Origin of the sequence: Pseudoalteromonas sp. TB64 (genome assembly GCF_000498095.1) — a bacterium.
Taxonomy (GTDB): Bacteria; Pseudomonadota; Gammaproteobacteria; order Enterobacterales; family Alteromonadaceae; genus Pseudoalteromonas.
On the sequence record NZ_AUTQ01000085.1, the window covers coordinates 1 to 13,870 of the forward strand.

General features: G+C 40.6%; 17 protein-coding genes and 3 pseudogenes. 2 read left to right on the forward strand and 18 right to left on the reverse strand.

All coding sequences use genetic code 11. The annotated features are described in order from the left end of the window. Positions 1–910 precede the first annotated feature (910 nt). From rplQ to L647_RS0105380, 18 genes and pseudogenes are all read right to left on the reverse strand, one after another. Entirely contained in the window at positions 911–1,312 is a 402-nt protein-coding gene (rplQ, locus tag L647_RS0105295) for a 50S ribosomal protein L17 (RefSeq protein WP_008168098.1), read from the reverse strand. A gap of 39 nt (positions 1,313–1,351) precedes the next feature. Beyond that, complete coding sequence (rpoA, locus tag L647_RS0105300; RefSeq protein ID WP_008168100.1) at positions 1,352–2,338, reverse strand: DNA-directed RNA polymerase subunit alpha; 987 nt, start codon at positions 2,336–2,338, stop codon at positions 1,352–1,354. Between the two features lie 24 nt (positions 2,339–2,362). Further along, the gene (gene rpsD / locus L647_RS0105305) at positions 2,363–2,983 is read right to left on the reverse strand and encodes a 30S ribosomal protein S4 (protein WP_002959461.1); all 621 of its coding nucleotides are present in this window, start codon (positions 2,981–2,983) and stop codon (positions 2,363–2,365) included. A 21-nt stretch (positions 2,984–3,004) separates the two neighbouring features. Then, the gene (gene rpsK, locus L647_RS0105310) at positions 3,005–3,391 is read right to left on the reverse strand and encodes a 30S ribosomal protein S11 (protein WP_002959471.1); all 387 of its coding nucleotides are present in this window, start codon (positions 3,389–3,391) and stop codon (positions 3,005–3,007) included. 12 nt (positions 3,392–3,403) lie between these two features. Further along, entirely contained in the window at positions 3,404–3,760 is a 357-nt protein-coding gene (gene rpsM / locus L647_RS0105315; protein ID WP_007584664.1) for a 30S ribosomal protein S13, read from the reverse strand. A gap of 124 nt (positions 3,761–3,884) precedes the next feature. After that, complete coding sequence (rpmJ, locus tag L647_RS0105320) at positions 3,885–3,998, reverse strand: 50S ribosomal protein L36 (RefSeq protein ID WP_002959476.1); 114 nt, start codon at positions 3,996–3,998, stop codon at positions 3,885–3,887. Positions 3,999–4,020: 22 nt separating this feature from the next. Then, positions 4,021–5,349 carry a preprotein translocase subunit SecY gene (gene secY, locus L647_RS0105325; RefSeq protein WP_024610253.1) on the reverse strand — a complete coding sequence of 443 codons (1,329 nt, stop codon included), beginning with the start codon at positions 5,347–5,349 and terminating at the stop codon, positions 4,021–4,023. A 10-nt stretch (positions 5,350–5,359) separates the two neighbouring features. Then, positions 5,360–5,798 (reverse strand): annotated as a pseudogene (gene rplO, locus L647_RS0105330) (50S ribosomal protein L15). A gap of 4 nt (positions 5,799–5,802) precedes the next feature. Then, on the reverse strand, positions 5,803–5,985 hold the full coding sequence (gene rpmD / locus L647_RS0105335; protein ID WP_002959482.1) for a 50S ribosomal protein L30: 183 nt from the start codon (positions 5,983–5,985) through the stop codon (positions 5,803–5,805). A 2-nt stretch (positions 5,986–5,987) separates the two neighbouring features. Further along, positions 5,988–6,494, reverse strand: coding sequence for a 30S ribosomal protein S5 (rpsE, locus tag L647_RS0105340; RefSeq protein ID WP_002959485.1), 507 nt, complete (start codon positions 6,492–6,494; stop codon positions 5,988–5,990). Positions 6,495–6,503: 9 nt separating this feature from the next. After that, positions 6,504–6,858: pseudogene (gene rplR / locus L647_RS0105345) on the reverse strand (50S ribosomal protein L18). Between the two features lie 9 nt (positions 6,859–6,867). Beyond that, positions 6,868–7,401, reverse strand: coding sequence for a 50S ribosomal protein L6 (gene rplF, locus L647_RS0105350; RefSeq protein ID WP_002959488.1), 534 nt, complete (start codon positions 7,399–7,401; stop codon positions 6,868–6,870). 13 nt (positions 7,402–7,414) lie between these two features. Next, positions 7,415–7,807 carry a 30S ribosomal protein S8 gene (gene rpsH, locus L647_RS0105355; RefSeq protein WP_007376462.1) on the reverse strand — a complete coding sequence of 131 codons (393 nt, stop codon included), beginning with the start codon at positions 7,805–7,807 and terminating at the stop codon, positions 7,415–7,417. Between the two features lie 21 nt (positions 7,808–7,828). Continuing rightward, the gene (gene rpsN / locus L647_RS0105360; protein WP_024610256.1) at positions 7,829–8,134 is read right to left on the reverse strand and encodes a 30S ribosomal protein S14; all 306 of its coding nucleotides are present in this window, start codon (positions 8,132–8,134) and stop codon (positions 7,829–7,831) included. A 10-nt stretch (positions 8,135–8,144) separates the two neighbouring features. Continuing rightward, positions 8,145–8,684, reverse strand: a complete 540-nt coding sequence (rplE, locus tag L647_RS0105365; protein WP_024610257.1) for a 50S ribosomal protein L5 — start codon at positions 8,682–8,684, stop codon at positions 8,145–8,147. A 16-nt stretch (positions 8,685–8,700) separates the two neighbouring features. After that, the gene (gene rplX, locus L647_RS0105370) at positions 8,701–9,015 is read right to left on the reverse strand and encodes a 50S ribosomal protein L24 (protein WP_002959496.1); all 315 of its coding nucleotides are present in this window, start codon (positions 9,013–9,015) and stop codon (positions 8,701–8,703) included. A 10-nt stretch (positions 9,016–9,025) separates the two neighbouring features. Further along, a complete protein-coding gene (rplN, locus tag L647_RS0105375) occupies positions 9,026–9,394 on the reverse strand; it encodes a 50S ribosomal protein L14 (protein WP_002959498.1) in 369 nt (122 codons plus the stop codon). 272 nt (positions 9,395–9,666) lie between these two features. Further along, complete coding sequence (locus L647_RS0105380; protein WP_024610258.1) at positions 9,667–11,637, reverse strand: AsmA family protein; 1,971 nt, start codon at positions 11,635–11,637, stop codon at positions 9,667–9,669. 641 nt (positions 11,638–12,278) lie between these two features. Between L647_RS0105380 and L647_RS1000000126330 the strand changes: the two are divergent. Further along, a pseudogene (locus tag L647_RS1000000126330) lies at positions 12,279–12,473 on the forward strand (helix-turn-helix domain-containing protein). A gap of 155 nt (positions 12,474–12,628) precedes the next feature. Continuing rightward, the gene (locus tag L647_RS0105390) at positions 12,629–13,792 is read left to right on the forward strand and encodes a hypothetical protein (RefSeq protein ID WP_024610259.1); all 1,164 of its coding nucleotides are present in this window, start codon (positions 12,629–12,631) and stop codon (positions 13,790–13,792) included. The last annotated feature ends 78 nt before the right edge of the window (positions 13,793–13,870 follow it).

Sequence of the window (13,870 nt, forward strand, 5' to 3'; positions counted from 1 at the left end):
CTACCTAAGTAGGTTGGCTGTTAGAACTCAATCTGTACGAGTGCCCACACAGATGATTGCTTTATATTGTTAAAGAACGTTTTGAGTCGCTTTAGCGTCTCAAGGGATGCGAATAATACACCCTTTATTTCTCGAGTCAACACTTAGTTTTAAACTTTCTTTTTAGATAATTCAAAACCGAAGTTTTATTTAACTCTCTGAGTAGTTCGCTCCTCGCTAGGCGTTGGCGTTTCCCGTCTCAGTGGGGTCGCATTATAGGGAGATCCGAAAACAGATCAACCCTTTTTTGAAGAAAACTTGAAATAATATACTGTTCGGTGAGAATTTAAGCTAAATGCTTAAAAAGAGGACTAAACACTGCCAGTTTACTTATTTTAATGAATAGATAAGTACTTAAATATAATTATTAACTCTAAATTCGTATGATATTTTCAAATAAATTTCTGCTTGAGCATAATCTATATCTTTAATTCAGGAACTAAGCTCATCTGAAATGCATAAAGGTTCATTGTGGTTTTTATGTATCTATAACTATCTAAACGCAATCTTACACCGTTGTTCATTTATTAAAATTATTTGTATTTAAATCAATTCATATATCCAGTATAGAACGTTAATCGTTAAATAACTCCTCTGAGTTATTCATTAAAAGTTGAGACTCTTTTACTTATACTAAAAACTTTAGAGAACTGGGCTGTACTACTTATAGAGCATATAAAATCTATCGCTAGAATAAGTTGGGGTTGCAGATGTATAAATTTAAAAAAGGAATATGCCAGAATCAGGCTAAGCTAAATACTATATATGCAGGTAATAAATGAAGGGTGTTTTAAATTAATAACCAAAGATTATATAAATTTTAGGCAGTAAAAAGCCGAGCATAGGCTCGGCTTTTAGGTTTCTTTAAGACTTACTCTGCAGACTGTGCGTCTTCTTGAACTGCTTCGCTAGTCGCTGGGCGACCAACTAGTTCAATATAAGCCATTGGTGCATTATCACCAGTACGGAAGCCACACTTAAGAATACGAGTGTAACCACCTGGACGATCCGCATTACGAGGACCGATTTCACTGAATAACTTACCAACAACTTCTTTATCACGCGTGCGAGCAAACGCTAAACGGCGATTTGCTACACTGTCAGTCTTAGCCAGTGTGATTAAAGGTTCAATTACACGACGTAACTCTTTCGCTTTAGGCAAAGTAGTTTTGATGATTTCATGTTTCACCAAAGAACCTGCCATATTGCTAAACATCGCTTTACGATGGCTACTGTTACGGTTTAATTGACGACCACTCTTACGATGGCGCATGACCCTATCCTTCTAACTAAACTAATATAGTGATTTAGATTATTCAGCTAGACTTGCAGGTGGCCAATTTTCTAGGCGCATGCCCAGAGAAAGACCACGTGAAGCTAGCACGTCTTTAATTTCAGTTAGAGACTTCTTACCTAGATTAGGCGTTTTAAGAAGCTCAACTTCAGTACGTTGAACTAAATCACCGATATATTGAATTTGCTCGGCTTTCAAACAGTTTGCTGAGCGTACTGTTAGTTCAAGATCATCAACTGGACGAAGTAGAATAGGATCGAATTCTGGCTTCTCTTCTTTCTCTTCTGGCTCAGTTACATCACGTAAATCTACGAATGCATCTAATTGCTCAGCTAAGATAGTAGACGCACGGCGGATCGCTTCTTCTGGATCTAAAGTGCCGTTTGTTTCCATATCAATGATTAACTTGTCTAAGTCTGTACGTTGCTCAACACGGGCTGATTCAACCGAGTACGCAATACGTTCAACTGGACTAAATGATGCATCAAGCAACAATCTACCAATTGGACGCTCATCGTCATCAGAGGATAAACGACTAGATGCAGGCACATAACCACGACCACGTTCAACACGAATACGCATGCTGATCTCGCTGTTATTTGTTGTTAAATTACAAATAACGTGATCTGGATTAGCAATTGTTACATCGCCATCGTGCTGAATATCAGACGCAGTAACAGGACCTACACCAGATTTAGTCAGGGTCAGAAAAACTTCATCTTTGCCTTCTAACGTTACTGCTAAGCCCTTTAGGTTTAGTAGTATTTCAATGATGTCTTCTTGTACGCCTTCTTTCGCGCTGTACTCATGCAATACACCGTCGATTTCAACTTCAGTTACTGCACATCCAGGCATAGATGAAAGCAATATACGGCGTAAGGCATTACCCAGAGTATGACCGAAGCCACGCTCTAATGGTTCTAAAACTATTTTAGAACGCGTTGGGTTAATAGCGTCGATATCGACTAACCTTGGTTTTAGAAATTCTGTTACAGAACCCTGCATTTTATCCTCTCTTAACTCTTAACTTTACTTAGAGTAAAGTTCGACGATTAGTTGTTCATTAATGTCCGCAGACAAATCTGAACGCTCAGGTAGACGCTTAAAGCTGCCTTCCAATTTCTTACCGTCAACTTCAACCCAAGTCGGCTTTTCACGTTGCTCAGCCAACTCTAGAGCAGCGATGATACGTGCTTGTGTCTTAGACTTCTCACGGATTACAACAGTATCTTCTGGTGTAATTACGTATGAAGGAATGTTCACAACACGACCATTAACTAAAATCGCTTTATGGCTTACTAACTGGCGTGCTTCTGCACGTGTGCTAGCAAAACCCATGCGATATACAACATTGTCTAAACGTTGCTCTAATAGCTGTAACAAGTTTTCACCTGTATTGCCTTTAAGGCGAGCAGCTTCTTTGTAATAGTTACGGAATTGCTTTTCTAATACACCGTAGATACGACGTACTTTTTGCTTTTCACGTAATTGTAAACCGTAATCAGATAAGCGACCTTTACGAGCGCCGTGCTGACCAGGTGCAGTCTCAAGTTTACACTTAGAGTCGATAGCTCTTACGCCGCTCTTAAGGAACAGGTCAGTACCTTCACGACGACTCAGCTTGAGCTTAGGGCCCAAATATCTTGCCATGTTATTTCTCCTAACCTATTGTTAAACGCGACGTTTCTTCGGTGGACGACAACCATTATGTGGTATAGGCGTCACGTCAGTAATGTTGGTAATACGGTAACCAGCAGCATTCAAAGCACGTACAGCAGATTCACGACCTGGACCTGGACCTTTAATGAAAACTTCTAGATTTTTTAAACCGTATTCTTGAGCAGCAGTACCTGCACGCTCTGCAGCAACCTGAGCAGCAAATGGTGTAGATTTACGTGAACCACGGAAACCTGAACCACCGGCAGTAGCCCATGATAGTGCATTACCTTGACGGTCGGTAATCGTTACAATAGTGTTGTTGAAAGACGCATGAACATGAGCCATACCATCAGCAACTTGTTTTTTAACCTTTTTACGACGAATTGGTGTCTTAGCCATAATACTATCCCCTTATCGCTTAATAGGCTTACGAGGACCCTTGCGGGTACGCGCGTTAGTCTTAGTTCTTTGACCACGTAGTGGTAAAGAGCGACGGTGACGTAGGCCACGATAACAACCAAGGTCCATAAGGCGCTTGATATTTAAAGTAACTTCACGACGAAGATCACCTTCAACAGTGTACTTGCCAACTGCATCACGCAGTACGTCAAGAATTTCGTCTGAAAGTTCACCGATTTTTGTGGTTTCGGCGATACCAGTCGCTACTAAGATAGCCTTAGAGCGAGTCTTACCTATGCCATAAATAGCTGTTAAACCAATAACCGCATGTTTATGATCAGGGACGTTAATGCCAGCAATACGGGCCACTAACACATCTCCTATATTCGAATTTGGTAATCATCTGTTTGAAAAGCCCGTAAGGATACTCAAACGAAGACCAAATTACTACTAAAAACACAGGCCGAGAAAACTCAGCCTGCACGCTGTTTACTTAACCTTGCCTTTGCTTATGCTTAGGCTCACTGCAAATTACGCGTACTACACCAGCACGTTTAATAACTTTACAGTTACGGCATATTTTCTTAACGGAAGCACGTACTTTCATTGCTCAACTCCGTAAACTGACCTTATCGACCGTAGCCTTTAAGGTTCGCTTTTTTCAGCACAGAATCATACTGATGAGACATCAGGTGAGTCTGTACTTGTGCCATAAAGTCCATGATCACTACAACGATAATCAAAACTGATGTACCGCCGAAGTAGAATGGCGTTTGCCACGCCATCGTCATGAATTCAGGCACCAGACAGATAAAGGTTATATACAAAGCACCTGCCAATGTCAGGCGTGTCATCACTTTATCAATGTATTTAGATGTCTGCTCACCTGGACGAATACCTGGGATAAATGCGCCAGATTTCTTAAGGTTATCTGCTGTTTCACGAGGGTTGAAAACCAACGCTGTGTAGAAAAAGCAGAAGAAGATAATAGCCGCAGCTAGTACAAGTGAGTACAACGGTTGACCTGGGGTCAACGTAGTAGCAACAGCTTGTAATACATCAGCGACTGGACCTTCACCTTGGCCGAACCAGCTAGCAATTGTACCAGGGAACAGAATTATACTGCTAGCGAAGATTGGTGGAATAACACCCGCCATATTTACTTTTAGTGGTAAATGCGTGCTTTGAGCAGCAAATACTTGACGACCTTGTTGGCGTTTAGCGTAGTTAACAACAATACGACGTTGTCCACGTTCAAAAAACACTACAAGATAAGTAACAGCGAATACGATTACCGCAACCATCAACAGTACAAAAACATTCAAATCACCTTGGCGCGCCATTTCGACTGTCGAACCAATAGCAGACGGCAAGTTAGCTACAATACCAACAAATATTAGAACTGAGATACCGTTACCGATACCACGTTCTGTAATTTGTTCACCCAACCACATAAGGAACATAGTACCAGTTACTAAACTCACCACTGCGGTGAAGTAGAAACCCATACCAGGGTTAACAACTAACCCCTCCATCATGCCCGGTAAGCTAGTAGCAATACCGATAGATTGAATAGTAGCTAGCACAAGCGTGCCATAGCGTGTGTACTGGCTAATTTTTTTACGCCCTTGCTCACCTTCTTTCTTAAGCTCTATAAACGGAGGATACATATGCGTTAATAGTTGCGTAATAATCGAAGCCGAGATATACGGCATAATACCCAGTGCTAACACTGAAGCTCGCTCAAGCGCACCACCGCTAAACATGTTGAACATCTCAACAATGGTGCCCTTTTGTTGCTCGAAGAAATCGGCAAGTACAGCGGCGTCAATCCCAGGGATCGGCACAAATGAACCTAGACGGTAAATTATGATAGCACCCAATACGAAGAGTAATCGACGCTTCAATTCCGAAAGTCCACTTTGTGCACTTTGTGTATCTTGACCTGGTTTAGCCATTAGTACTTCCTTAGTCTTCTACCTTGCCTCCGGCAGCTTCAATAGCTTCGCGTGCACCTTTAGAGGCTTTAAGACCTTTAACTGTAACAGCGCGTGAAACTTCACCAGATTTAACAACTTTAACGAAAAGAACGTTCTTTTTAACTAGACCAGCTGCTTGTAACGCGCTTAGGTCTACCACATCGCCTTCAACTTTAGCGATTTCAAAAAGGTTTATTTCTGCAGATACTAAAGATTTGCGAGAAGTAAAACCAAATTTAGGTAGACGACGTTGCATAGGCATTTGACCGCCTTCGAAACCAACGCGTACTTTACCGCCTGAACGTGATTTTTGACCTTTGTGACCACGACCGCCAGNCAGTCTTACCTAGACCAGAACCGATACCACGACCAACACGTTTAGGGGCAGTTTTTGAACCTGCAGCAGGTGAAAGTGTATTCAAATGCATCGAATTAACCCTCTACCTTAACCATGTAAGAAACCTTGTTTATCATACCACGTACACATGCTGTGTCTTCTAACTCAACAGTGTGGTTGATACGACGTAAACCAAGACCGCGTAATGTAGCTTTATGTTTCGGTAAACGACCGATAGAGCTTTTTACTTGTGTTACTTTTACAGTTTGATTTGCCATGGTTACCCCAGTATTTCGTCTACGCGAAGGCCACGTTTTGCAGCGATTGACTGTGGAGAATTCATATTCTCAAGAGCCGAAATCGTTGCACGTACCACGTTGATTGGGTTAGTAGAACCGTAACATTTAGAAAGTACGTTCTGCACACCAGTCACTTCAAGTACTGCACGCATAGCACCACCTGCAATGATACCAGTACCTTCAGATGCTGGTTTCATGAACACTAGTGAGCCAGCATGACGTCCCTTAACAGGATGCTGTAATGTGTTGCCATTTAGGTCTACATTGATCATGTTGCGACGTGCTTTTTCCATTGCTTTTTGAATAGCAGCTGGAACTTCACGTGCTTTACCATAACCAAAACCTACTTTACCTGCGCCATCACCAACTACAGTTAGTGCAGTAAAGCTAAAGATACGACCACCTTTAACTACTTTAGACACACGGTTCACCGCGATTAGCTTTTCAGCTAGATCAGGCTGTTGTTGCTTTGCTTCTACGTTAGCCATAGTCTACTCCTAGAATTGCAAACCGGCTTCANTCACGCGCAGCATCAGCTAGCGCCTTCACACGGCCGTGATATTTAAAGCCACTGCGATCAAAAGCAATCTTTTCGATGCCTTTGTCAGCCGCACGTTCAGCAACCGCTTTGCCAACTGCTTGCGCAGCTTCAACGTTACCGGTGCCTTTAACTGTTTCGCTAATAGCCTTTTCAACAGTAGAAGCAGCAGCCAGTACATTACCCTCAGCATTTACAACTTGAGCGTAGATGTGACGTGGCGTGCGGTGGATAACAAGACGCGTTGTGCCTTGTTCAATATAATTTCTACGAGTGCGTTTAGCACGACGTAGACGAGCTGTTTTTTTATCCATCGTCTTACCTTACTTCTTCTTAGCCTCTTTACGGCGTACATTCTCATCTGAATAACGAACACCCTTACCTTTATAAGGCTCAGGTTTACGGTATGCACGAATGTTAGCAGCTGTTTGACCAACTAACTGCTTATCTACGCCCTTAACTAGAACTTCTGTTTGGCTTGGAGTTTCAATCGTAATTCCTTCAGGAACTGCGAAATTAACTGGGTGTGAGAAACCAAGAGTTAAATCTAATGTTTTACCCTTAGCTGCAGCACGGTAACCCACGCCTACTAACTGAAGTTTCTTCTCGTAACCTTCATGCGTACCAACAACCATGTTGTTGATTAGAGCGCGAGCAGTACCTGCTTGAGCCCATGCATTAGCTACGCCATCACGAGGTAAAGTAGTAATAACGTTGTCATTAACTTGTACTTCAACAGCGTTGTTGATAGTACGAGTAAGTTCACCGTTTTTGCCTTTAACTGTGATTTCCTGGCCTTTTAATGTAACTTCTACACCGGCAGGAACAGTAATTGGTGCCTTTGCTATGCGAGACATAGTTCCCCTCCGATTAAGCTACAAAACCAATGATTTCACCACCAACACCAGCACTACGTGCTGTGCGGTCTGTCATCAGGCCTTTAGAAGTTGATACGATAGCGATACCAAGACCACCCATTACCTTAGGTAATTGGTCACGTTTCTTATAGATACGTAAACCAGGGCGACTTACACGCTGGATATTTTCAATTACAGCTTTGCCTTCGAAGTACTTCAACTCGATAGAAAGCTCAGGTTTTGCTTCACTGTTAACAGCGAAGTCTACGATATAACCTTCGTCTTTTAGTACTTTAGCTAATGCTACTTTCAGCTTTGAAGTTGGCATCGTTACAGATACTTTCTTCGCTGATTGACCGTTACGGATACGTGTAAACAAATCCGCGATAGGATCTTGCAAGCTCATAGTCTTACTCCCATGATTCTATTACCAGCTAGCCTTTTTAAGGCCAGGAATTTCACCGCGCATAGCTGCTTCGCGAACTTTAATACGGCTCATGCCGAATTTGCGAAGGTAACCATGTGGGCGACCCGTAATGTTACAACGATTACGTTGACGTACAGGGCTAGAATCACGTGGTAAAGCTTGTAGCTTAAGTACCGCGTCCCAACGATCATCTTCAGATGAGTTAACATCAGTGATGATAGCTTTTAGTGCTGTACGCTTTTCAGCGAATTGAGCAACTAGTTTTGTGCGCTTAGCTTCGCGCGCTTTCATAGAATTCTTTGCCATAACCCTACCCTTATTTCTTAAATGGGAAGTTAAACGCTTCTAACAACGCACGGCCTTCCTCATCAGATTTCGCAGAAGTAGTGATAGTAATATCCATACCGCGTACACGGTCTACTTTATCGTAATCGATTTCTGGGAAGATGATTTGTTCACGTACGCCCATGCTGTAGTTGCCACGTCCATCAAAAGACTTAGCACTTACGCCACGGAAGTCACGAATACGTGGGATAGCGATTGATACCAAACGCTCAAAAAAGTCCCACATACGCTCGCCGCGTAGGGTTACTTTACAACCAATCGGGTAACCTTCACGCACTTTGAAGCCAGCAACAGATTTGCGTGCTTTAGTGATTAGAGGTTTCTGACCAGAGATTGCTGCTAAATCCGCTACTGCGTGATCTAAAATCTTCTTGTCAGCTAGGGCTTCGCCCACGCCCATATTCAATGTGATCTTTTCGATCTGAGGGACTTGCATGACAGAGCTGAAACCAAACTTCTCTTGAAGTTCAGCAACTACTTTGTCTTTATATACTTCATGCAGTTTCGCCATCATTCTACTCCAACTATTAGATAGTTTTACCAGTAGATTTAAAGATACGTAATTTCTTACCATCTTCAATCTTGAAACCTACACGATCAGCTTTACTCGTTTCCGAGTTGAAGATCGCAACGTTTGATGCATCCATAGATGCTTCTTTCTCAACAATGCCGCCAGCTTGGTTCAATTGTGGAACCGGCTTTTGGTGTTTCTTGATCAAGTTTATGCCTTCGACAAAGATTCGACCAGATTCAGTAACAACTGAAAGCACTTTTCCGCGCTTACCTTTGTCTTTACCTGCTAGTACGATTACTTCGTCATCACGACGTATTTTTGCTGCCATGATTGGCTCCTTACAGTACTTCTGGGGCTAGTGAAACGATTTTCATGAACTTATCATTACGAAGTTCGCGAGTCACAGGGCCGAAAATACGTGTACCAATTGGCTGTAAGTTATCATTTAAGATAACAGCAGCGTTGCTGTCAAAACGGATCAAAGAACCATCTGGACGGCGAACACCTTTTCTGGTACGCACAACTACCGCGTTTTTAACATCACCTTTCTTCACTTTACCGCGAGGAATAGCTTCTTTTACAGAAACTTTAATGATGTCGCCAATCGCTGCGTAGCGACGGTGTGAACCACCAAGGACTTTTATACACTGCACTTTGCGAGCGCCGCTGTTATCAGCAACTTCCAGCTGAGTTTGCATTTGGATCATGTTAATGACCTCCGGTGTAGTAATTACAACGTGTCTAAAATTCGTTTACGAATCAAGACATTTCGATTAAATCCCACTCAAAAACAAACTAGTTGTCTCTTAAGGGCGGGCAATTGTACCAGCATTGAAGGGGGAGCGATAGGTTATTTTTTAATTAATTTAGAGCGGAGGATAATTAAAGTTGAGCAATTACGGCTATGTAACTAAATAACAGGTGGTTACAAAACAAACAAGGCGCTATATAAGCGCCTTGTTTGTTTATATAAATAAAATTAACCAAACAAACCTTTTAATTTGTCTTTAATTTTATCTTTTGCTTTGTCTTTCGCCTTTTCTTTTGCTTCATCAACTTTTTGCTTTGCTTCATCTTTAAGCGCATTGCTTACGTCAAGTTTAATGCCCACATCATTGAAAGGACCCTCTATACGAAGCGGTATTTTAAAACCGGTGCTATCATCTGTCGTACCCTGCCCTTCGATCGATCCAACTATACCTGTAACTAAACGGTAGTTAACCGTTGTTTGCGGTAAATCAACATCGCCTTCACCTGATATTCTAACGAGTGGGCTAATAAGTGATAAATCAGTGTTTTTACCAACACCATTAGTAAAGTTAAAACTTCCAGTTAGTGCAAAGAAATCTGTTTGCTCTGATTCTTCAAACCCGGTATCCAGCCCTTCAGATGCAGCACCAAAGTTTCCTGAAATGAGTTCCTTACCTTTACGAACCATCTCAGCTATATTCGCACCTTTTACAGCTCCATCAGCAAACTCAAATCCAAGCTTTCCGTTAAGCGCACCAATAAACGACTTTTGACTTTGGCCAGTTGTGTTTAGGTTCCAATTTAGAGACCCTTTACCCATTAGCTTGTCAAAACCTGCCGCATCCGTTAATAATGGCTGTGCATCTATTCCAGCTAAGTCAAAGTTAGTTGATATTTTATAAGGTACTTGTTGTGCGTTTACATTGATAACGCCTTTACCTGACCCTTCATAAGCAGAAAAACTATCTAGGCTTAGTTTTGCAACGCTATTTTTTAAAGCAACAGTAAATTGATTTGCGCCCAACTTAATATCATTAGCTTTTAATCCACTTGAACGAATAACTACATTCGCATCTAGTGAATTTAATGCACTTAGATCAATTTTAGTGTCATCCCATACTATTGGTTCTGCAGGTTTATCATTTTGCTCTACTGGCTCTTCTTGTTTTGCTACGGCTTCAGGTAGGTACGGGTTTAAATCAAGCATACCTAAATCAATATCAGCATTTACAGCTAAACGTTTGCCTAGGCTTAGCTCGCTTTTACCTTTTATTTCTAATGCGTCTAACGTTGCGACTAAATCTTCTAAATTAAACTTCTCACCTGCTAAGTGCATTTTACCGTTCACACTAAATGCGTTAAAAGCATTTTCTTTAGCACCAAGCTCCACCCCCTGCCATGTAGCAATATTTTTTACTGATTCACCACTTAGTGCCAATTGCCCTTTAATATCTTGTCCTTGTTTAGCAATATCACCTTCAAACGTTAAATCAACTAAACGAGAATCTAGGCTTTGTTTAACATTAAAAGTAGCACCTTCAATTGCTTTAGCAGGAGTATCTAATTTTATATCAAGCTCAAAACGCTCTTCCATATAAGTAATACCACCTTTTACTTCTAATGTTTTACGAAGTGATGGAAGTAAAATAGCGAGTTCTAAATCGCTAATTTGTTGTTTAGCACCGGTTTGACCATCTAGATAAGTAAATGTACCGCCATAAATAGCAACCTCACCTAACTCAATATCAAAGTTATCTGGAAGCTTAATAGCTTCGCCAGATTCGCTTTGCTCTTTAGGTTGCTCTGCAACTGCATCAAACAACTGCCAATTAGCTTTACCATTTTTATCGGTTTCTAATAGGATATTTGGTTCGTTTATAACAAACTTATCTAATTTAAACTCACCACCAAATAATGAAAACCAAGGTATGTGTACAGCAAGCTGTTTCATACTCGCCATATCGGCGCGCGAACCTGATTCCATATTTGCAAAATGCACGTCGTTAAGTTCTAACTTTAATGCTGGGAATACGCTAAGTGTTTTATCACCTTTAATAGTAAGAGTGCGCCCAGTTGTTTTTTCTACCTGTTCAGACACTTTATTAAAAATAGTATCAGTAGGGATTAAAAACGGTGCGGCAACTATTAGTGCTATACATAGTAAAAGTATTACACCTACAATTTTAAGTATGGTTTTCATGATCGTCCTTTCAAACGTGCAAATAATGTTTTTATCATAGCGAGTGTTAGCTTTAAAAGCATTGCCGTTATTACAAAAAAGTAACTTAAATCAGTTTACATTTTTTATATGAATATTTCCTGAAACATTTTGATACCTTTGGTTGCATTGATACTTAGGGGCTACAAAGTGTACTTTAGCAAAAGTTATAGAATTGATATTATGAAAAACGATATAAAAACTGAAACAAAAATTTATAGGTAAAATGCATGCTTTTCAATATTCATGCGGATTACATTACTAATTATTAGCGGTTACCCGATGCTTAGTCAAACATCAGTACCTTTATTGTTCTATGGGGCGCAGCTTTTTTAGGCTCATTTTTTATGTTTATGATCAGAGGAGGCTTTATATGGAAGTTGAGCCACCGCCTTACCTAGTAAAAATGAGTATTTAAATACAATAGATACTATTGCCTATAAACATGTTGTGCTTACGCTACTGCTTAGTATGAGGCAATCTATTTAGCTTCATATCATCTTCCTGTTGATGTATCACAAAGAACTACTGACCTATAACCAAGGCACCATGGTAACTTTCTACTTAGCTATTATGAGTTTACTCTATGGTGCTCCCCTAATTTGGCAAAGTAGAGAGTTGGAATCAACGTAAATAATAACATAGCAAAATATCGAAAAGAGGCAGGGCTTTCACTGCAAAAACTAGCAGATGCTATTAATGTGCTACGTAAAAAGTCAGTACCGTAGAAACATCACTGTTTACGCCCTCGGTGGTCATTGCTCTAAAAATAGCTCAATATTTTAGAAAGTCTCTTTGTGCTAGATGAGAATGATTGATATATACTAAGGTGTTAACGTTATTCTATTAGCGAAAGTACCGATTTAGCCACTTCAATTACAACGTATGAAGGACAGCGCTGTTGTTATTGTTGTAATTGCGCTAAAATAGACCAGCAAAAAAATATATATCTAATCCGGAGATTCTACAAGGCATGAAAACACTGCTAATTTCACCGTCAAAAATGACGCTAGGCGAACAAGAAAATCAAATCTATCAGAACATTCTGAAGCAATCTTCAGAGTTAAGCCTTAACCTTATGGCCGTGAAAGTAGAAAACCACCCTGATGATTTTTTACCTTGGTGCTATGAACTACTTAATGCAAGTAGAGATCGTATGAACTACGATTTACTAGAACCGCAACAATTACCTGTACTAAAAAAACTACATGACCAGCTTATTTCGGCTATTAGTTTTTTACAGGTTAAAACATTACGCGTAGCCCCTTGGCCTGTAGTAAGCGTATTTGTTGAACAGCATAAAGACGTTATTGCCCTTGACGAGCAACTTCGTTTAGTAAGCTATATCAAAAGCATTCGTGAGCAGTCACTTAAAGATATGATCCCTGAAGACTTACTAGCATTTAGTGGTAAGCACATGGCATCACTTGACCCAAGTACTTACAACTTTGATGTTGAATGGTTTGCATCTACGAAGAGCGCTAAAGGTTTTCATCAAATGCTTGCCGATTTACCAGGTGATTTTGATGCTGCTCTTGCAAACATCCCGCTTGAAGGTGATATAACGCAGTACGAATACCAACAATTTGTTGCGGCTTATTCAAAAGTGTTTACAGACAATAATGAAAAACCAACACTTGCTCCTGCAACTCGCTTGTTAGCAATGCGCCGCCCAGATCTATTTACTCCGATTACAAATAATCGACTAGATGCATTATGTGGTGCCCTTGGTGTTCCAAAACTTAAAAACAGTGATTTTGAACGTTACTGGCAAGATATCGTAAAAGGTATTCAAGCTATGTCATGGTACAAAATGGCTAAACCAAGTAACGAGTTAGAAGAACAATTAGTTGCTATTAAAGCTCTAATACCATGTTTCTTTTACTATGCGGATGCTAAAACACCTGATAACTCTAACTATATCAAGTTACTTAGCAAGCCAAAACGTAGCACAACAACTACTGGTAAAACTCAACGCAGAGGCAAAGAGTCTGCAGAGATTTTAGTAGATCGTGCTCTTACAGCTGACGATATCCCAGAGCATATTCGCAGCAAACGTGACTCTATCATTAATGAAGTTCAAAAAGGTCGCGGCGTTAACGAAACAATTAGTCTAATGCGCACTATTTTTGGCTAAATAAATCTAACCTAGCTGTGTTTTTCTGGTGCAGCTAGGTTAATTTATGCACCAGCAGTGTGCGAAGATTTCTTATAC